Here is a 16,934-nt window from a genome sequence, read left to right as displayed (position 1 = left end):
GTCCTCAGGCGTAGGAACGCAGCCGCACGGCAAAGGCCGCCAGCGGCGCAATGCCGCTGGCTTCGGCGCGCTCGCACCAGTCCTGCAGCCGCTTCACGAGCTGTTCGCCGGTGGCGCCCGAGCGGCTCCACAGCGCCGTCAGCTCGCGCCGCATGGCGTACATCGTTTCCAGTGCCTGCGAAGCCACCAGCGCTTGCGTGAGCTGCGCATGGCGCGTGGCGTCGAGCGCCTTCTCTTCCTTGCCGAGCCAGGGCCGCGCGGCGCGCAGTGCGCGGGCCTTGTTCGGCGCAAGCGCATGCACCCGCGCCAGCTCCTCGGTGCAGGCCTGCTTCAGCGAGCGCGAGTAGTTCGACAGCACGTCGTAGTGGTGCCGGATCACCGCCTGCACCGTGAGCAGGTCGACGGTGGCGCGCGGCGTGGTGAGGCGCGGCTTCGGCGCCAGGTGCTTCACCTTCGCCAGCCCCAGCGCCTGCAGCGCGCGGATGTAGACCCAGCCGATGTCGAACTCGAACCACTTGTTCGACAGCTTGGCCGAGGTCGGGAACGCGTGGTGGTTGTTGTGCAGCTCCTCGCCGCCGATCAAAAGGCCGATGGGAAAGATGTTCGTGCTCGCGTCCGACGCGGGCCAGTTGCGGTAGCCCCAGAAGTGGCCGATGCCGTTGACCACGCCGGCGGCCCAGAACGGAATCCACGCGATCTGCACGAGCAGCACCAGCGCGCCCGGCAGCACGCCGAACAGCGTCATGTCGATCAGGCCCATGCAGGTGATGCCCAGCGTCTGGTAGCGCGTGTACAGCCGGCGCTCGAGCCAGTCGTCGGGCGTGCCGTGGCCGTAGCGGCTGAGCGTCTCGGGGTTGCGCGCCTCGGCCACGTACAGCAGCACGCCGCCCCACAGCACGCGCTTCAGGCCCACCACCTGCGGGCTGTGCGGGTCGTCGGGCGTGTCGCACTTGGCGTGGTGCTTGCGGTGCACCGCGGCCCATTGCTTCGTGACCATGCCCGTGGTCATCCAGAGCCAGAAGCGGAAGAAGTGGCTGGCAATGGGGTGCAGGTCGAGCGCGCGGTGCGCCTGGTGGCGGTGCAGGAAGATGGTGACCGAGGCGATGGTGACGTGCGTCAGCGCCAGCGCGGCCAGCAGCACGCCCCACCACGGAAGATCGAGCGCGCCCGAGAAAAGAAAAGATGCCATTCGTTCGTACCTTCTGGACCCTGTGGACAACGGGCGCGATTCTCGGAAGCGCCCCGCCCGCGCGCCTTGCGCCAGATCAACGGCGGGTGCTGCGGCTGCCACAGCCGCGCCTTGCGTGCTACGCTTCCCGGCCCCCTGCGCCCTTCCCCGTGGCGCCGGCGTTTTTTCTCCCAGCCCCCGCATGACTTCTGCCCCCCACATCGCGGTGCTCGACGACGAGGTCGACATCACGCTGCTGCTGGCCAACTACCTCCAGGGCCACGGCTATCGCGTCACCCAGATCCACGACGGCGCGGCGCTGCGCTCGCTCATGGCCGCCGACCCGGCCGACCTCGTGCTGCTGGACCTCGGCCTGCCCGGCGAAGACGGCTTTTCCATCGCCCGCCACATGCGCGAGAACTGGCGCTGCGGCCTCGTGATCGTCACCGGCCGCGGCGACCCGGTGGACAAGGTGGTGGGCCTCGAAGTGGGCGCCGACGACTACGTGACCAAGCCCTTCGACCTGCGCGAGCTGGCGGCGCGCGTCAAGGCCGTGCTGCGGCGCCTCACGCCCGACGCGTCGGCAGCGGCCGCCGCGCCCACGCCGCCCGAGCGCCTGCGCTTCGCCGGCTGGCACCTGGACACCGCCGCGCGCAGCCTCAGCAACGCGCAAGGCGAGGCCGTGGCGCTGACCACCGGCGAGTTCGACCTGCTGTGCGCCTTCGCGCGGCACCCGGGCCGCGTGCTCTCGCGCGACTTCCTGCTCGAGCAGACGCGCGGTCGCGAGGCCGCGCCCTTCGACCGCACGATCGACGTGCAGGTCGGCCGGCTGCGCAAGAAGATCGAGGCCAACGCCGACGATCCGCAGCTCATCAAGTCGGTGCGCGGCGCGGGCTACATCCTGGTGCCGCCGGTCACCCATGGCTGACGGCAACGCACCCTCGATTCCCGGCCTGCCCTCGGGCGTCGAGGAAGGCAGTGTGTTCCGCTCGCTGTTCGCCGCCTACCCCGATTCGCTGCTGGTGGTCGACCAGTCGGGCCGCATCGTGCTGGCCAACCCCTCGGCCGCCGCCATGCTCGGCTACGCGGCCGACGAGCTCGTGGGCCTGAGCGTGGAAGCGCTGGTGCCCGACAGCATCCGCCCGCGCCACGCGGCGTTCCGCGAAGCCTACGGCCGCGCGCCGCGCCCGCGCCCGATGGGCACCGACATGGAGCTGGTCGCCAAGCGCAAGGACGGCAGCGAGGTGATGGTCGAGATCGCGCTGAGCCCGCTGCAGAACCAGGGCCTGCCCTTCGTGGTGGCCGCGATCCGCGACATCGGCGCCTACCCGCGCGTGAAACAGGCGCTGCAGCGCGCGCGCTACAGCGAACACCTCGCGCAGTTGGGCCGGCTGGCGGTCGACACGCGCGACCTGCAGGTGGTGCTGGCGCAGGTGCCCGAGATCGTCGCGACCGCATTGCAGGTCGAGGTCGCGATGGTGTGGCTGCTCGACGGCAGCCAGCGCGAGTTCCGCCTGGCCAGCGGCGTGGGCCTGGTCGCCGACGAGAGCGTGGGCCTGCGCATCGCCAACCGGCCCGACACGCAACCCGGCTACGTGCTCTCGCAAGGCTGCCCGGTCGTGGTCACCGACTACCGCGAAGAACGCCGCTTCACCGTGCCGCCCGCCTACCTCGAGGCCGGGCTGATCAGCGCGCTGGCCGTGCCGCTGTCCGACCGGGGCCGCGTGACCGGCATGCTGTCGGTGCGCGCCACGGCCGCGCGGCGTTTCGGCGACGAGGAAATCCGCTTTCTCGAATCGGTGGCCAGCCTGCTCGCCACCAGCCTGCAGCGCGTGCAGACCGAAGAAGCGCTGAACCACGCGCAGCGCCTGGAGAGCGTGGGCCAGCTCACCGGCGGCATCGCGCACGACTTCAACAACCTGCTCACCATCATCCAGGGCAACCTGCAGGTGCTCGAAGAGCTGCCGCAGCTCGCGGCCGACGGCTACGCGCAGCAGCTCGTGGCCGCCGCCGCGCGCGCCAGCCGGCGCGGCGCCGAACTCACGGGCAAGCTGCTGGCCTTCTCGCGGCGCCAGATGCTGCAGCCCGACGCGGTCGACGTGCGGCAGATGCTGCACTCGCTCACCGACATGCTGCGCCGCACGCTCGACCAGCGCATCCAGATCGAGATCGACGCCGACGACCCCTGCCCCGCCGTGCGTGCCGACCCGGGCCAGCTCGAATCGGCGCTGCTGAACATCGCCATCAACGCGCGCGACGCCATGCCCGAGGGCGGCCGCCTGCACTTCCGCGCCGAGGCCTGCGACGCCCTGCCCGCCACCGTGCGCCAGGAACTGAGCGACGCCGACGCCGGCCGCCGCTTCGTCGCGCTCTCCATCGCCGACAGCGGCACCGGCATGACCGACGCGGTCATGGAGCACCTCTTCGAGCCCTTCTTCACCACCAAGGAAGCCGGGCGCGGCACCGGCCTGGGCCTGAGCACGGTGTACGGTTTCGTGAAGCAGTCGCGCGGCGCCATCGCCATCGACAGCAAGCTCAACGCCGGCACCACCGTGACGCTCTACCTGCCGCAGGTCGAGGCCGACGCGGCGAGCACTGCGGCACCTGCCGACGAAGAGCCCATGGAGATCGAAGCCGAAGCCACGCTGGCACCGGGCCTGCGCGTGATGCTCGTTGAAGACGACGCCGAGGTGCGCCAGGTGGTCCACACCTTCCTGACCACGCTGGGCTGCGAGGTCGCGACCGCCGCCAATGCGGAGCAAGCCCTGCCCGCCATGGCGGCCGAGGCCACGCCCTTCGACCTGCTGCTGAGCGACATCGCGCTCGGCCCCGGCATGCGCGGCACGCGGCTGGCCGCCGAGGCGGTGCAACGCCAACCGCGGCTGGCGGTGCTGCTGATGTCGGGGTTCTCGGCCGAGCTGCTCGACGCCGACCGCGAAGCGCCCCCGGGCTGGGAGCTGCTGCGCAAACCGTATTCGCGCAGCGAACTCGCGCGGGCGATGGCGCGGGCGCTGTTGGCTGCGCGCGAGTGAACGACGTCGCTTCTTACTGAAGCATCGCGGGCGCCGGCGCCAGGCAGCGCTGCACGAAGGCCGAGAGCGCGCCCACGTCGGGAATCTGCACCTCGCGCCGGCCCTTGGTGGCAAAGCCGATGACCTTGTCGCGCGCCAGCCGCGAGAGTGCGCGGCTCACGCTTTCGAGCGTCATGCCCAGGTAGTTGCCGATCTCGGCGCGCGTCATGCGCAGCGTGATCTCGTCGGTGCGCATGCCGCGGTCGGCCAGCGACTCGGCCCAGTAGCGCAGGAAGTCAGCCACGCGCGCGTCGGCCGGCAGCGTGCACACCGACATCAGCGAATCGCGGTCGTGCGCGATCTCGCGGCTCATCGCGGCGTGCAGCATCTGCAGCAGCGCGGGGTGCGTGGCGCAGGCGGCCAGCAGCGACTCGTAGGGCACGACCCAGACCTCGCCGGTGTCCATCGCCACCGCGTCGCACACGTAGCGCTGGCCCGCGATGCCGTCGAAGCCCAGCCAGTCGCCGCGGAACTTGAGGCCCACCACCTGCTCGCGGCCGTCGGCCGAGAGGTTCACGATCTTGAAGAAGCCCGAGTTCAGGATGTAGAGGTTGCCGAAGCGTTCGCCGGCCTGGTAGATCACGTCGCCCGTGTGCACCATGCGGCGCTGCGGTTGCAGCTGCTCGGCCAGCAGGCGCAGGCGCTCGGCCGTGCGGCGGCCCGCGTCTTCCTTGTGCACCGCTGCCGGCAGCGGCCGAAGCGGGAGGATGGGGTTGGGGCGGGCACTCGTGAGCATGGGGATTCCTCGGCGTTCTGTCTTGTGTAGCTTTTTCGCCTGCGATCAGGCGATGTCTCGATGCTAGGAAGCGCGAGGCCCCGCAGTGACAACGGCCCGCATCGGTGCGTAACGTCGGGTGAATGCTCTGTGTCCGGCGTGTAACAGCGGGGCGCTCCTTGATGTGCGTCAAGGCCGGCGCGGCGTGGGTGGCTAGCCTCCGCGAGACACATGTCGAACCTTGCCATGCACCCTTCCACCGCTGCGCTGTCGCCCCAGAGAGAGGCCAGCCTGCTGGGCCGCGCCCGGCTGCTCCAGCGCGCCGCGCTCGACGGCACCGCACCGCCGCGGCTGCTGCGCGGCAAGAACCTCGGCCTGCTCAGCGAGACCGGCGACAGCGCCGCGCTCGCCCTGCTGCGCCAGGCCGCCGAGGAACTGGGCGCGCAGGTCGCGACCATGCGCTCCAGCCTGTCGACCGACACGCCGGTGCAGGAGCTGCAGCACACGGCGCGCATGCTCGGACGGCTCTACGACGCGGTCGCCTGCGAGGGCATCGATGCCGCGCTGGTGCGCCAGATCGGCCAGCACGCGGGCATTCCGGTGCACGACGGCGCCGCAGCCGACAGCCACCCCACGGCCGCGCTCGCGGGCCTGCTCGGCGAGCGCACGGCGGCGGCAGACAACCGGCGGTTCGTGCTGCAGGCGTTGCTGATCGAGAGCATCGCCTGACGAGTTAGCGCGGCAGCGCCTCAGCCGCACCAGTCGGCGATGCGGTGGCTCAGGTCCATCCACAGCGCCTGCAGCGCCACCGCCGCCAGCACCACCCCCGCCAGCCGCGCGCCCCAGGCCTGGCGCGTGCCGCTGTCGCCCCACCCGCGCAGGCGCTGCCACAGCCACGGCGCGGCGAGCAGCGACACGCTGCTGCCCAGCGCGAACAGCGCCATCGTCGAGGCACCTTGGAGCGGACCATTGCCCAGCGCGGCCAGCATGAGCGCCGAATAGAGCAGGCCGCAGGGCATCGCGACCCACAGCGTGCCCGTGGCCAGCACGCCCAGCAGCGAGCCGCCGGCCATCGGCCGCAGGCGCGCTTCGAGCGCACGCCCGGCGCGCTGCGCCCACAACGGCTGGCGGCCCGCGACGGCGAGCACCACGCCCCAGGCGAGCACGAACACATGCAGCATGACCCACAGCGGGCGCCAGGCCGCGACCTGCGCACTCGCTGCGCCCAGGCCATGCAGGCTCGCGGCGGCGATGGCACCGGCGGCTGCGTAGCTCGCCATGCGGCCGAGATGGAAGGCGACCGGTGCCATGGGATGCACGGGCTGCGAGGGCCCGCCCGCCGGCACGATGCGGATCACCGCGGACGACACCGCGCCGCACATCGCCACGCAGTGCGGCCCGCCCGCGAGCCCCATCAGCAATGCGGCGCCGGCGAGTGCGGGGGAACTCATGCCTTCCTAGACCACGCGCGAGAAGCGCGTGCGCGTCGCGGCGCAGTAGCGGTCGAACACCATCGCCACCGCACGCACGAGGAACCAGCCGGCCTCGGTGACCTCGATGGCGCGCGGTGACAGGCGCACCAGCCCTTGTTCGGCCATCGGCAGCAGCGCGGCACGCTCGGGGGCGAAATAGTCCGCAAAGGCGATGCCGTGCACCGCCTCGACGGCGTCGAAGTCCACGCGGCCCCGGCACATCAGCGCCATGATCACGTCGCGACGCAGCACGTCGTCGTCCGACAGCGCGAGCCCCTTGACCACGGGCAGGCGGCCCTGGTCGAGCAGCGCGTAGTAGTCCTCCAGCGTCTTCGCGTTCTGGCTGTAGGTCGCGCCCACGCGGCCGATGGCCGACACGCCGAGCGCGACGAGGTCGCCGTCGGGCTGCGTGCTGTAGCCCTGGAAGTCGCGGTGCAGCCGGCCTTCGCGCTTGGCCACGGCCAGCGGGTCGTCGGGCAGCGCGAAGTGGTCCATGCCGATGTAGACGTAGCCGGCCTCGCTGAGCGCCGCAATCGCGCGCCCGAGCATGCGCACGCGCGTGGGCGCGTCGGGCAGCTCGTCGGCCGCGATGCGCCGCTGCGGCTTGAAGCGCTCTGGCAGGTGGGCGTAGGCATACAGCGCGATGCGGTCGGGCCGCAGTTCGCGGATCTGCGCGAGCGTGCGCTCGAACGAAGCATCGTTCTGGCGCGGCAGACCGTAGATCAGATCGACGTTGATCGATTTGAAACCCAGCGTGCGCGCCGCGTCCATGAGCGCGAAGACCTGCGCCGCCGGCTGGATGCGGTGCACGGCCTCTTGCACGGCGGGGTCGAAGTCCTGCACGCCGAAGCTCAGGCGGTTGAAGCCGAGCGCGGCCAGCGCCGCGAGCCGCTGTGCATCGACGGTGCGCGGATCGATCTCGATCGACTGCTCGCCGCCCGGCACGAAGGCGAACGCGCGGCGCAGCAGGGCCACCAGTTCGCCCAGCTCTTCGTCGTCCAGGAAGGTCGGCGTGCCGCCGCCCAGGTGCAGCTGGCCGACCGGCGCACCGGACCCGAGCTGCGCGACCTGCAGCGCCACTTCGCGTGCGAGGTAGTCGAGGTACTGCCGCCCGCGCTCGCGGTGCTTCGTCACGACCTTGTTGCAGGCGCAGTAGTAGCACAGCGATTCGCAGAACGGGATGTGCACGTACAACGACAGCGGCTCGCCGGCCGTGTCCGCATCGCGCCGCAGGTGCAGCGCCTGCGCGTAGTCGTCGGCGCCGAAGGTCTCGACGAAGCGGTCGGCCGTGGGGTACGAGGTGTAGCGCGGGCCGGGCACGTCGAAGCGGCGCAGCAGCTCGACGGGCAGCACGGACGGGGTCTCGGGAACGCAGGCCAGGGGCAGGCTCATGACGCAGTCTCTTTCTCGGACGGCAGCGCCAGCAGCGTGGTGCACGCGCTCGAGGCCGCCGCCATCAGCCAGAACACGAAGAAGGACACGGTGTAGATGCCCTGGCGCGACATGCGCAGCGCATCGGCGCCGCAGTACGAATGGATCGGATCGATCATCGCGAACACCAGCACTTCCATGCCGCAGGCCACGAGGAACGACGGCCAGAGGATGCCGGCGATGCGGCGCATGGCACTCATGGGGCCGCCCTCTTGGGCACCGGCACATCGTCCTCGGGCGTGGCCGCGTGGTTGCGCCCGGCCTGCGCCGGCATGCGCTTCTTGTCGGCCAGCGTGCGGTTGATCTCGATGCCTTCGCGGTAGTAGTCCTCCGACACCAGCACCTCGGGGGTGCGCAGCGCCAGCCACACGGTCGCGATGCTCGCCAGCACCACGGCCGCGGGCCCCGCGATCACCAGCCAGACCAGCGGGTAGCGCCACCAGGGGCCGGAGGTCGCGGGGGCGTTCATCGGCAGGGCATCGTTCATGGGAAGACCTTTCAGCGCGGCACCAGGAAGACCGCTTTTTCGGAAACCTGCGCCGCGCCATCCGCCTGCCGGATGTCGAAGTGCACCGTGTGCGAACCGGCCGGCGCGGCGCCGTAGGGCACCTGCAGCCGCACCGCCACCCAGCGCGCCTGCGCGGGCTCGACCTCGATGGCCTCGTCGGGCGAGGCCACGCTCAACCCGTCGATGCCGCGCGCGGCGACGCGGTAGTGCTGCGTGCGCTCGGTCGCATTCATGATCTGCAGCCGGTAGACGTTCTCCAGCCGCCCGCCTTCGACGATGCGCGCCAGCGAGGCGCGGTCGCGCACCACGTCGACCTTCAGCGGCGTGCGCGCGACCAGGCTGGCGAGCAGGCCCGCCACCAGCAGCGCGAGCAATGCGGTGTAGACCAGCACGCGCGGGCGCAGCACGCGGCGCCACAGCTGGCGGCGCGACCAGCCGGCCTCCATGCCGTTCTGCGTGTCGTAGCGGATGAGGCGCGGCGCGTAGCCCATCTTGTCCATCACGCTGTCGCAGGCGTCCACGCACAGGCCGCAGCCGATGCACTCGTACTGCAGGCCCTGGCGGATGTCGATGCCGGTGGGGCACACCTGCACGCACAGGCTGCAGTCGATGCAGTCGCCCAAGGCGGCGCTGCGCGGGTCGACGTTCTTGCGGCGCGGTGCGCGCGGCTCGCCGCGCCGCGGGTCGTAGCTGACGATGAGCGTGTCGCGGTCGAACATCGCGCTCTGGAAGCGCGCATAGGGGCACATGTACTTGCACACCTGCTCGCGCATGAAACCGGCGTTGCCGTAGGTGGCAAAGCCGTAGAAGAACACCCAGAACACCTCCCACGAGCCCATCTGCGTCTGCAGGAAGGCCATGCCCAACTCGCGGATGGGCGTGAAGTAGCCCACGAAGGTGAAGCCGGTCCACAGCGCGATGCCGATCCAGACGAGGTGCTTGAAGGCCTTCTTCACCAGCTTCTCGAGCGAGAACGCGCCGGCGTCGAGCCGGATGCGCGCGCTGCGGTTGCCTTCGATGCGCTGCTCCACCCACAGGAACATCTCGGTGTAGACGGTCTGCGGGCAGGCGTAGCCGCACCACAGGCGGCCGGCCACGGCCGTGAAGAGAAAGAGGGAGAGCGCGCTGATCACCAGCAGGCCCGACAGGTAGATCAGGTCCTGCGGGTACAGCACCAAGCCGAAGATGTAGAAGCGCCGCGCGGCCAGGTCGAACAGCACCATCTGCCGCTCGCCCCACTCCACCCAGGGCATGCCGTAGAACACCAGCTGGGTGAGAAAGACCATGGCCCAGCGCCAGCGCGCGAACAGGCCCTGCACGCTGCGCGGGTAGATCTTCTTCGTCGCCTCGTACAGGCCGACCTCCGGTGCGGCGGCGGGCGGCGCGCTCGCGATCGGAATGACCGTCTTTCGCGTCATGGCGTCCCGGTCGCAGGGTTGGACATGCCCCACACGTAGGAGGCCAGCAGCTTGATCTGCGCCTCGGTCAGGCGGCCTTCCTGCGCGGGCATGGCGCTGTGCTTGCCCTCGTTGATGATCTGCACGATGGCGGCCTCGCCGTAGCCGTGCAGCCAGATGCGGTCGTTCAGGCGCGGGGCGCCCAGCGCCGGGTTGCCCACGCCACCGATGCCGTGGCAGGCCGCGCAGGCGGCGAACTTGGGCTTGCCCAGGCCCGCGCGCAGCGAGTCGTGCGGCTCCCCCGACAGGCTCAGTACATAGTTGGCGACGTTCTTCACGTCGTCGGGCGTGCCGACCATCGCGGCGGCCGGCGGCATGGTGCCGATGCGGCCCTTGGTGATCGATTCGACGATCTTGTCGGGCGTGCCGCCGTGCAGCCAGTCGGCGTCGGTGAGGTTGGGAAAGCCCTTGCTGCCGCGCGCGTCGGAGCCGTGGCACTGCGCGCAGTTGTTCATGAACAGGCGCTCGCCGATGGCGCGGGCCTGCGGGTCGCGCGCGGCTTCTTCGATGGGCATGGGCGCGTAGCGCGCGTACACAGGTTCCAGCGCCTGCGTGGCCTTGGCCACGTCCTGCTGGTACTCGGCGCGCGAGCTCCAGTCGTTCGTGCCGCGGAAGCTGCCCAGGCCCGGGAACACGGCCAGGTAGCCGAGCGAGAAGACGATGGTCAGCACGAACAGGCCCACCCACCACAGCGGCAGCGGGTTGTTGGCTTCGCGCAGGTCTTCGTCCCACACATGGCCGGTGGTGTTGTCGGCGTCGGAAGGCACGCGCTTGCGCGCCGTGAGCCACAAGAGCAGCACGCAGCCCAGGATGCTCAGCAGCGAGGCCACGGCCACGTAGCTGGACCAGAAGTTACTAATGAAGTCGCTCATCGTGTGTGTCCCTTCAGTCCTGCTCGAACGGCAACCGGGCCGCTTCGGCGAAGCGCTGCGTGTTGCGGCGCGAACAGGCCCAGGCCACGATGCCGATGAAGACGACGAAGCAGGCGATGGTGGCGGCGATGCGCAGGGTGGTGATGTCGGTCATGGGGCGTTGCCTGTTCTTTCTTCTTACTTGAGCGCCAGGCCCAGCGACTGCAGGTAGGCCACGGTGGCGTCCATGTCGGTCTTGCCGGCGACCTCGTCGGCGGCCTTGGCAATCTCTTCGTCGGTGTAGGGCACGCCCACCGTGCGCAGCGCGCGCATGCGGGTGGCGATGCTGCCGGCGTCGACCAGCCCCTTCTCCAGCCACGGGTAGGCCGGCATGTTCGACTCGGGCACGAGGTCGCGCGGGTTGTTCAGGTGGATGCGGTGCCACTCGTCGCTGTACTTGCCGCCCACGCGGTGCAGGTCGGGGCCGGTGCGCTTGCTGCCCCACTGGAAGGGGTGGTCGTACACGAACTCGCCGGCCACCGAGTAGTGGCCGTAGCGCAGCGTCTCCGAGCGGAAGGGGCGGATCATCTGCGAGTGGCAGTTGTAGCAACCCTCGCGCAGGTACACGTCGCGGCCCGCGAGCTGCAGCGGCGTGAGCGGCTTCACGCCCTCCACGGCCTCGGTGGTCGACTTCTGGAAGAACAGCGGCACGATCTCCACGAGGCCGCCGATGGCCACCACCAGCAGGATCAGCACGATCATCAGCAGGTTGTTGGTCTCGACCTTCTCGTGCGTGAAGCCGGTGGCGGCGGGCGCGGAGTTCTTGTTGTCTGGTGCGTTCATCGTGCGTCCTCAGTGGCTTCAGGCGTGGGCGGCGGCAACGGCCGGGATCTCGGCGCGCACCGAGCGCCCGGTGATCACGGTCATCCAGACGTTCCAGGCCATGACCAGCATGCCGCCCAGGTAAAGCACGCCGCCGATCACGCGCACCAGGTAGTAGGGGAAAGTGGCCTTCACGCTTTCGACGAAGGTGTAGGTCAGCGTGCCGTCGGCATTGATCTCGCGCCACATGAGGCCCTGCATCACGCCGGCGATCCACATCGCGGCGATGTACAGCACGATGCCGATGGTGGCCATCCAGAAGTGCACGTCGATGGCGCGCACGCTGTACATGGCGAGGCGGCCGTACATGCGCGGGATCAGGTAGTACAGCGAGCCCATGGTGATGAAGCCCACCCAGCCCAGCGCGCCGGAGTGCACGTGGCCGACGGTCCAGTCGGTGTAGTGGCTCAGGGCGTTGACGGTCTTGATGGACATCATCGGGCCCTCGAAGGTCGACATGCCGTAGAACGACAGCGCGACGATCAAGAAGCGCAGGATCGGGTCGGTGCGCAGCTTGTGCCAGGCGCCCGAGAGCGTCATCACGCCGTTGATCATGCCGCCCCAGCTGGGCGCGAGAAGGATCAGAGAGAACACCATGCCCAGCGACTGCGTCCAGTCGGGCAGCGCGGTGTAGTGCAGGTGGTGCGGGCCGGCCCACATGTAGGTGAAGATCAGCGCCCAGAAGTGCACGATCGACAGCCGGTACGAGTACACCGGGCGCCCCGCCTGCTTGGGGATGTAGTAGTACATCATTCCCAGGAAGCCGGCCGTGAGGAAGAAGCCCACGGCGTTGTGGCCGTACCACCACTGCACCATCGCGTCCTGCACGCCGGCGTAGGCCGAGTAGCTCTTCATCCAGCCGGCCGGAATGGCCGCGCTATTGACGATGTGCAGCAGCGCCACCGCGATGATGAAGGCGCCGTAGAACCAGTTGGCCACGTAGATGTGGCGCACCTTGCGCAGGCCGATGGTGCCGAAGAACACGATGGCGTAGGCCACCCAGACCACGGCGATCAGGATGTCGATGGGCCATTCGAGCTCGGCGTATTCCTTGCCGCTGGTGTAGCCCAGCGGCAGGCTGATGGCCGCGGCGACGATCACCAGCTGCCAGCCCCAGAACACGAACGAGGCCAGTGCCGGTGCGAACAGCCGCACCTGGCAGGTGCGCTGCACCACATGGAAGCTCGTGGCCATGAGCGCGCAGCCGCCGAAGGCGAAGATCACCGCGTTGGTGTGCAGCGGGCGCAGGCGGCCGTAGCTGAGCCAGGGAATGCCGAGGTTGAGTTCGGGCCAGGTCAGCTGCGACGCGATGATCACGCCGACCAGCATGCCGACCACCCCCCAGACCACCGACATGAGTGCGAACTGCCGCACGACGGTGTCGTCGTAGATGGCCGCGGGAGGGTGCGTGGTCTGCTGCATCGTGGTGCCCGTGAATGTGATTTGCGGGCAGTGTCTGCCCGCGCCGTCCGGGCAGGCTTGATGCAGATCAAGCCATCAATCGCTGTGTCAGTCGTTGTTCAGAATGCGGTCGCCTTCGACCTCGATGTCCTCGAACTGGCCGCACTCGATGGCCCACCAGAGCCCGCCCAAAATCGCGAGCACCAGCACCACCGACAGCGGCACGAGCAGGAACAGCACGTCCATCTCAGGCCACCGCCGCCTTGCCCGGCGCAGCCAGGCGCGCCGCGTTGAGCACCACCAGCAGCGAACTCGCCGCCATGCCCAGCCCCGCGAGCCAGGGCGGCAGCCAGCCGGCCACGGCCAGCGGCACGCACACGGCGTTGTAGGCTGCGGCCCAGAACAGGTTCTGGCGCACCACGCGCAGCGTGCGGCGCGCCTGCGCCACGGCGGCGGGAATGGCCTGCAGTGCGTCACCCAGCACCACGAAGTCCGAACGTGCGCGCGACAGCGGCACAGCCCGGCCGAAAGCGAAGGAGGCGTTGGCGCGCGCCAGGCTCGGGCCGTCGTTGAGGCCGTCGCCGACCATCGCCACCTCGCGCCCGGCCGCCTGCAATTGCCACAGCACCTCGAGCTTGTCTTCGGGTGCGCAGTCGCCCTGCACCGCCGCGATGCCGGCCTGCGCGCCGATGGCACGCGCCGCGTTCTCGCGGTCGCCCGACAGCAGGCGCACCGACAAGCCCTGCGCCTGCAGTGCCGCCACGGCCTGCGTGGCGTCGGGACGCAGCTCCTCGGCGAGCACGAAGCTGGCGAGCCAGCCTTCGTCGTCGCTCAGGTGGATCTGCGCCGCATCGACCTGCAGCGGCGGCACCTCGCAGAAGGCCGCCGAGCCCAATCGCACGGGGCGCGCGCCGTGGTCGTCCACGGCATCGCGCCGGTGCAGCGAGGCCGCCACGCCCTGCCCCACCGTCTCGCGCAGCTGCGTCGCCGACCAGGCCGGCGGCGCGCGGAACTGCGCCTGCCAGGCGTTGACGAGCGCGCGCGCCGCCGGGTGCAGCGACAGCGCGGCGAGCGCCGCGCCGATCTCCAGCGCGTCGCCCGGGCGCAGGCCCTGGCGGCAGTACACGCGCTCCAGGCGCGGCGTGTCGCCCGTGAGCGTGCCGGTCTTGTCGAACACCACGGTGTCGACGCCGGCCAGCGCTTCGAGCGCCTGCAGGTTCGAGGTGAGCACGCCGCCGCGCGCCAGCGCACCCGCGCTCGCGAGCATCGCGGCCGGCGTGGCCAGCGACAACGCGCACGGGCAGGTGACGATCAGCACCGCCACCGCGACCATCAGCGCCTTGCCGGGATCGACCGCCCACCACAACGCGCCCGCGCCGATCGCGCAGGCCAGCACCGCGATGAGAAAGGGCCGCGCCACGCGGTCGGCGAGCCGGGCCAGGCGCGGTTTGTCGAGCGCGGCGTTTTCCATGAGCCGCACGATCTGCGCGAAGCGCGTGCCCTCGCCCACCGAGGCGATGCGCACCTGCACCACGGCCGAGAGGTTGTGGCTGCCCGCGAGCACGCGGTCGCCGCAGGGGCGCGGCACGGGGCGCGACTCGCCGGTGAGCAGCGCCTCGTCGGCGGTGGTGTCGCCGTCGATCACCGTGCCGTCGGCCGGAAAGGCCTCGCCGGGGCGCACGCGCACCACGTCGCCCGCGCCGAGCCGGCGCACCGCCACGCGCGTCCATGCGCCGTCGGGCCCGAGGCGTTCGACGCTGTCGGGCAGCCGGTGCATCAGCGCCTCGAGCGCGCCGGCCGTGCGGTCGCGCAGCCGTGCCTCGAGCCAGCGGCCGGTGAGCAGGAAGAAGACGAACATCGTCAGCGAGTCGAAGTAGACCTCGTGCCCCAGCGGCCCGGTGGGGTCGAAGGTGGCGGCCGTGCTCACCACGAAGGTGATGAGCACGCCGAAGGTCACGGGCAGGTCCATGCCCACGCGCCCGATGCGCAGGTCGCGCCAGGCGCTGCGAAAGAAGGGCCCGCACGAGAACAGCACCACGGGCAGGCTGAGCACCCACGAGGCCCAGCGCAGCAGCTGCGCCGCATCGGCCGTCATGTCGCCGGGGCGCGCGACGTAGGCCGGGTAGGCGTACATCATCACCTGCATCATGCAAAAGCCCGCGACCAGCCAGCGCCACAGCGCCATGCGCAACTCGCGCGTGCGCGTCTCGCGGGCGCTGCGGCTGCCGGCCGGCAGCAAGGGGTAGCCCGCGCGCGCGCTGGCCTCGAACCAGCGCGAAGGCCGCGTGGCCGTGGCCGACCACACGACGCGCGCGCGCCGGCTCGCGGCATTCACCTGCACCTCGGCCACGCCGGGCACCTGCGCCAGCGCGGCCTCGACGGTGAAGGCGCAGCCCGCGCAGTGCATGCCTTCGACCGCCACCTGCGATTCCCAGCGGCCCGTGCCTGCCTCCAGCGGGCGGCCGAACGCGGCCCACTCGGCGGGGTCGTCGAGCAGCTGCCAGGCGTCGGCGCGGGCGTCGGCCCCCGCAGACGACGGAACGGACGGAAACGGCGCGAGCGCGGCGGAAGCTTGCATCGGGGCAGGCTAAATGCCGGGCCGATGCAAGCGTTTGATCTGCATCAAGGTTCGTCGCGGCGGCCGGGGCCGCGCAGGACCGTCAGTCAGCCAGTCAAGCGGGCGTCTTCGCGAGCTCCACCGGCGGCGTGCCGGCCTTGAACATGCTCGCCAGCTGCTTGCGCAGTTCGGGCGTGTCGGTGTGGCCGTGAACGGCCACGGCGTGCTGGACGGCGGCATCGAGCAGTTCGCCTTCGGAATCGGCGCAGAGCGCGACACTGCAGTTCATCGTGCTCGGGTACTCGCGGCAGTCGATGTATTGGCGGGACATGGCGCCTCCTTTGTCCTTACGGACGTGCTTCGAAGATCAGGTTGAAAGGCGTCTCGCTGGCGCGGCGGAAGTGCGAGAAGCCGCCCTGCGAGACGACGTCGCGCAGGCGCGCTTCGCCGGCCTGCGCCCCCAGGCACAGGCCCACTTCCTGCGAACGCGAGGCCGGCGTGCAGATGAAGCTGGAGGCCGAATAGAACACGCGCCCCACCGGGTTGATGTTGTCTTCCAGCCGGTCGTTGGCAAAGGGCTCGACGATCATCCACGTGCCCTGCGGCTTGAGGGTGCGCCGCACGTGCGCGGCCGCGCCGACGGGATCGCCCATGTCGTGCAGGCAGTCGAAGACGGCGACCAGGTCGTAGTCTTCGCCGGGGAAATCCTTGGCGCTCGCGACCTCGAAGCGCAGACGCTTTTCATCGTCGACGCCGGCCTTGCGCGCGGTTTCGCGCGCACGCTCGATCGACGGCGCGTGGTAGTCGAAGCCGACGAAGCTGGATTGGGGATAGGCCTGCGCCATCAGCAGCGTCGAGGCGCCGTGCCCGCAGCCCACGTCGGCCACGCGCGCGCCGCTTTTCAGCAGCGGCTCGATGCCTTCGAGCGCCGGAATCCACTGGCTCACCAGGTTGGCCGCGTAGCCGGGCCGGAAGAAGCGCTCGGTGCCATGGAACAGGGCCGCGTCGTGCTCGTGCCAGCCGATGCCCAGGCCCGTGCGCATGGCCTGGACCATCTTGGGAATGATCTTGAACTGCGCCACGGCGATCTGGAACGCGCCGGGCACGAAGGCCGGGCTGCCTTCCTCGGCCAGCGCGAAGGCCTGTTCCTCGGTCAGCGAGAACAGCTCGCCCTTCGGGTCGTACTCGACATAGCCGCTGGCGGCCTGGGCCGAGAGCCATTCGCGCAGGTAGCGCGGGTCGGTCTCGGTGCGGCGGGCCAGCTGCTCCGCGGTGGCGGGGCCTTCGGCCAGCGCCTTGTACAGGCCGAGCTGGTCGCCCACGACGATGGTGGCCGCATGCATCACGGCCCCGATGTCGTGGACGAAGTTACCCATGAACGCGTTAAGCCGTGTTTCGTCGATGGCCATGTGTATCCCCTT

Annotated in this window: 18 protein-coding genes; 3 read left to right on the top strand and 15 right to left on the bottom strand. The window is 70.4% G+C overall.

Annotated elements, in window-relative coordinates:
- Positions 1-4: 4 nt before the first annotated feature.
- On the bottom strand, positions 5-1,189 hold the full coding sequence (locus tag AC1RLW_RS12105) for a DesA family fatty acid desaturase (RefSeq protein WP_493193192.1): 1,185 nt from the start codon (positions 1,187-1,189) through the stop codon (positions 5-7).
- Positions 1,190-1,370: 181 nt separating this feature from the next.
- Here AC1RLW_RS12105 and AC1RLW_RS12100 point away from each other — a divergent pair, with 181 nt between their 5' ends.
- Both AC1RLW_RS12100 and AC1RLW_RS12095 read left to right on the top strand, forming a co-directional pair.
- Positions 1,371-2,096, top strand: a complete 726-nt coding sequence (locus AC1RLW_RS12100) for a winged helix-turn-helix domain-containing protein (protein ID WP_492738025.1) — start codon at positions 1,371-1,373, stop codon at positions 2,094-2,096.
- Positions 2,089-4,200 carry a PAS domain S-box protein gene (locus AC1RLW_RS12095; RefSeq protein WP_493193191.1) on the top strand — a complete coding sequence of 704 codons (2,112 nt, stop codon included), beginning with the start codon at positions 2,089-2,091 and terminating at the stop codon, positions 4,198-4,200. The genes AC1RLW_RS12100 and AC1RLW_RS12095 overlap by 8 nt, the downstream gene beginning before the upstream one ends.
- Before the next feature lie 13 nt (positions 4,201-4,213).
- On the opposite strand, the gene AC1RLW_RS12090 is transcribed toward AC1RLW_RS12095, so the two are convergent.
- The gene (locus AC1RLW_RS12090) at positions 4,214-4,975 is read right to left on the bottom strand and encodes a Crp/Fnr family transcriptional regulator (protein ID WP_369629916.1); all 762 of its coding nucleotides are present in this window, start codon (positions 4,973-4,975) and stop codon (positions 4,214-4,216) included.
- 225 nt (positions 4,976-5,200) lie between these two features.
- Here AC1RLW_RS12090 and AC1RLW_RS12085 point away from each other — a divergent pair, with 225 nt between their 5' ends.
- Entirely contained in the window at positions 5,201-5,683 is a 483-nt protein-coding gene (locus tag AC1RLW_RS12085; protein WP_235926376.1) for a Rossmann-fold NAD(P)-binding domain-containing protein, read from the top strand.
- A gap of 20 nt (positions 5,684-5,703) precedes the next feature.
- Here the strand turns inward: AC1RLW_RS12085 and AC1RLW_RS12080 are convergent, their stop codons facing one another.
- The 13 genes from AC1RLW_RS12080 to AC1RLW_RS12020 form a co-directional block, all read right to left on the bottom strand.
- Positions 5,704-6,405: a sulfite exporter TauE/SafE family protein gene (locus tag AC1RLW_RS12080; protein WP_493193190.1), complete on the bottom strand. Its 702-nt coding sequence runs from the start codon at positions 6,403-6,405 to the stop codon at positions 5,704-5,706.
- A 6-nt stretch (positions 6,406-6,411) separates the two neighbouring features.
- Positions 6,412-7,818, bottom strand: a complete 1,407-nt coding sequence (gene hemN / locus AC1RLW_RS12075) for an oxygen-independent coproporphyrinogen III oxidase (protein ID WP_493193189.1) — start codon at positions 7,816-7,818, stop codon at positions 6,412-6,414.
- The gene (locus AC1RLW_RS12070; protein WP_062481687.1) at positions 7,815-8,057 is read right to left on the bottom strand and encodes a hypothetical protein; all 243 of its coding nucleotides are present in this window, start codon (positions 8,055-8,057) and stop codon (positions 7,815-7,817) included. The genes hemN and AC1RLW_RS12070 overlap by 4 nt, the downstream gene beginning before the upstream one ends.
- A complete protein-coding gene (locus AC1RLW_RS12065) occupies positions 8,054-8,344 on the bottom strand; it encodes a FixH family protein (RefSeq protein WP_159273073.1) in 291 nt (96 codons plus the stop codon). Before AC1RLW_RS12065 ends, AC1RLW_RS12070 begins: the two co-directional genes overlap by 4 nt.
- A gap of 11 nt (positions 8,345-8,355) precedes the next feature.
- The gene (gene ccoG, locus AC1RLW_RS12060) at positions 8,356-9,783 is read right to left on the bottom strand and encodes a cytochrome c oxidase accessory protein CcoG (RefSeq protein WP_493193188.1); all 1,428 of its coding nucleotides are present in this window, start codon (positions 9,781-9,783) and stop codon (positions 8,356-8,358) included.
- Positions 9,780-10,694 (bottom strand): cytochrome-c oxidase, cbb3-type subunit III, encoded by a 915-nt coding sequence (gene ccoP / locus AC1RLW_RS12055; protein WP_493193187.1) that lies wholly within the window; start codon positions 10,692-10,694, stop codon positions 9,780-9,782. The genes ccoG and ccoP overlap by 4 nt, the downstream gene beginning before the upstream one ends.
- Before the next feature lie 13 nt (positions 10,695-10,707).
- A complete protein-coding gene (locus AC1RLW_RS12050; protein ID WP_062481697.1) occupies positions 10,708-10,848 on the bottom strand; it encodes a cbb3-type cytochrome oxidase subunit 3 in 141 nt (46 codons plus the stop codon).
- A 23-nt stretch (positions 10,849-10,871) separates the two neighbouring features.
- Positions 10,872-11,516 (bottom strand): cytochrome-c oxidase, cbb3-type subunit II, encoded by a 645-nt coding sequence (ccoO, locus tag AC1RLW_RS12045; RefSeq protein WP_070062091.1) that lies wholly within the window; start codon positions 11,514-11,516, stop codon positions 10,872-10,874.
- An 18-nt stretch (positions 11,517-11,534) separates the two neighbouring features.
- Positions 11,535-12,977, bottom strand: coding sequence for a cytochrome-c oxidase, cbb3-type subunit I (gene ccoN, locus AC1RLW_RS12040; RefSeq protein ID WP_095746592.1), 1,443 nt, complete (start codon positions 12,975-12,977; stop codon positions 11,535-11,537).
- A gap of 87 nt (positions 12,978-13,064) precedes the next feature.
- Positions 13,065-13,202 (bottom strand): cbb3-type cytochrome oxidase assembly protein CcoS, encoded by a 138-nt coding sequence (ccoS, locus tag AC1RLW_RS12035; protein WP_493193186.1) that lies wholly within the window; start codon positions 13,200-13,202, stop codon positions 13,065-13,067.
- 1 nt (position 13,203) lies between these two features.
- On the bottom strand, positions 13,204-15,534 hold the full coding sequence (locus AC1RLW_RS12030; RefSeq protein WP_493193185.1) for a heavy metal translocating P-type ATPase: 2,331 nt from the start codon (positions 15,532-15,534) through the stop codon (positions 13,204-13,206).
- 94 nt (positions 15,535-15,628) lie between these two features.
- Positions 15,629-15,844, bottom strand: coding sequence for a DUF1059 domain-containing protein (locus AC1RLW_RS12025; RefSeq protein WP_070062088.1), 216 nt, complete (start codon positions 15,842-15,844; stop codon positions 15,629-15,631).
- Between the two features lie 16 nt (positions 15,845-15,860).
- Positions 15,861-16,922, bottom strand: a complete 1,062-nt coding sequence (locus AC1RLW_RS12020; RefSeq protein ID WP_493193184.1) for a class I SAM-dependent methyltransferase — start codon at positions 16,920-16,922, stop codon at positions 15,861-15,863.
- Positions 16,923-16,934 lie beyond the last annotated feature (12 nt).

Source organism: Variovorax sp. GW822-FHT04A09 (assembly GCF_058801005.1).
The sequence above is the reverse complement of the archived record's forward strand: the minus strand, read 5'-3'. Positions and strand labels throughout refer to the sequence as shown.

Bases quoted from the DNA above. Each gene is read 5' to 3' on its own strand.
- AC1RLW_RS12080 (WP_493193190.1), bottom strand. From the start codon at position 6,405: ATGAGTTCCCCCGCACTCGCCGGCGCCGCATTGCTGATGGGGCTCGCG.
- AC1RLW_RS12090 (WP_369629916.1), bottom strand. From the start codon at position 4,975: ATGCTCACGAGTGCCCGCCCCAACCCCATCCTCCCGCTTCGGCCGCTG.
- AC1RLW_RS12100 (WP_492738025.1), top strand. From the start codon at position 1,371: ATGACTTCTGCCCCCCACATCGCGGTGCTCGACGACGAGGTCGACATC.
- AC1RLW_RS12030 (WP_493193185.1), bottom strand. From the start codon at position 15,534: ATGCAAGCTTCCGCCGCGCTCGCGCCGTTTCCGTCCGTTCCGTCGTCT.
- ccoO (WP_070062091.1), bottom strand. From the start codon at position 11,516: ATGAACGCACCAGACAACAAGAACTCCGCGCCCGCCGCCACCGGCTTC.
- hemN (WP_493193189.1), bottom strand. From the start codon at position 7,818: ATGAGCCTGCCCCTGGCCTGCGTTCCCGAGACCCCGTCCGTGCTGCCC.
- AC1RLW_RS12020 (WP_493193184.1), bottom strand. From the start codon at position 16,922: ATGGCCATCGACGAAACACGGCTTAACGCGTTCATGGGTAACTTCGTC.
- AC1RLW_RS12065 (WP_159273073.1), bottom strand. From the start codon at position 8,344: ATGAACGATGCCCTGCCGATGAACGCCCCCGCGACCTCCGGCCCCTGG.
- AC1RLW_RS12095 (WP_493193191.1), top strand. From the start codon at position 2,089: ATGGCTGACGGCAACGCACCCTCGATTCCCGGCCTGCCCTCGGGCGTC.
- ccoG (WP_493193188.1), bottom strand. From the start codon at position 9,783: ATGACGCGAAAGACGGTCATTCCGATCGCGAGCGCGCCGCCCGCCGCC.
- AC1RLW_RS12050 (WP_062481697.1), bottom strand. From the start codon at position 10,848: ATGACCGACATCACCACCCTGCGCATCGCCGCCACCATCGCCTGCTTC.
- ccoS (WP_493193186.1), bottom strand. From the start codon at position 13,202: ATGGACGTGCTGTTCCTGCTCGTGCCGCTGTCGGTGGTGCTGGTGCTC.
- AC1RLW_RS12070 (WP_062481687.1), bottom strand. From the start codon at position 8,057: ATGAGTGCCATGCGCCGCATCGCCGGCATCCTCTGGCCGTCGTTCCTC.
- AC1RLW_RS12025 (WP_070062088.1), bottom strand. From the start codon at position 15,844: ATGTCCCGCCAATACATCGACTGCCGCGAGTACCCGAGCACGATGAAC.
- AC1RLW_RS12085 (WP_235926376.1), top strand. From the start codon at position 5,201: ATGCACCCTTCCACCGCTGCGCTGTCGCCCCAGAGAGAGGCCAGCCTG.
- ccoP (WP_493193187.1), bottom strand. From the start codon at position 10,694: ATGAGCGACTTCATTAGTAACTTCTGGTCCAGCTACGTGGCCGTGGCC.
- ccoN (WP_095746592.1), bottom strand. From the start codon at position 12,977: ATGCAGCAGACCACGCACCCTCCCGCGGCCATCTACGACGACACCGTC.
- AC1RLW_RS12105 (WP_493193192.1), bottom strand. From the start codon at position 1,189: ATGGCATCTTTTCTTTTCTCGGGCGCGCTCGATCTTCCGTGGTGGGGC.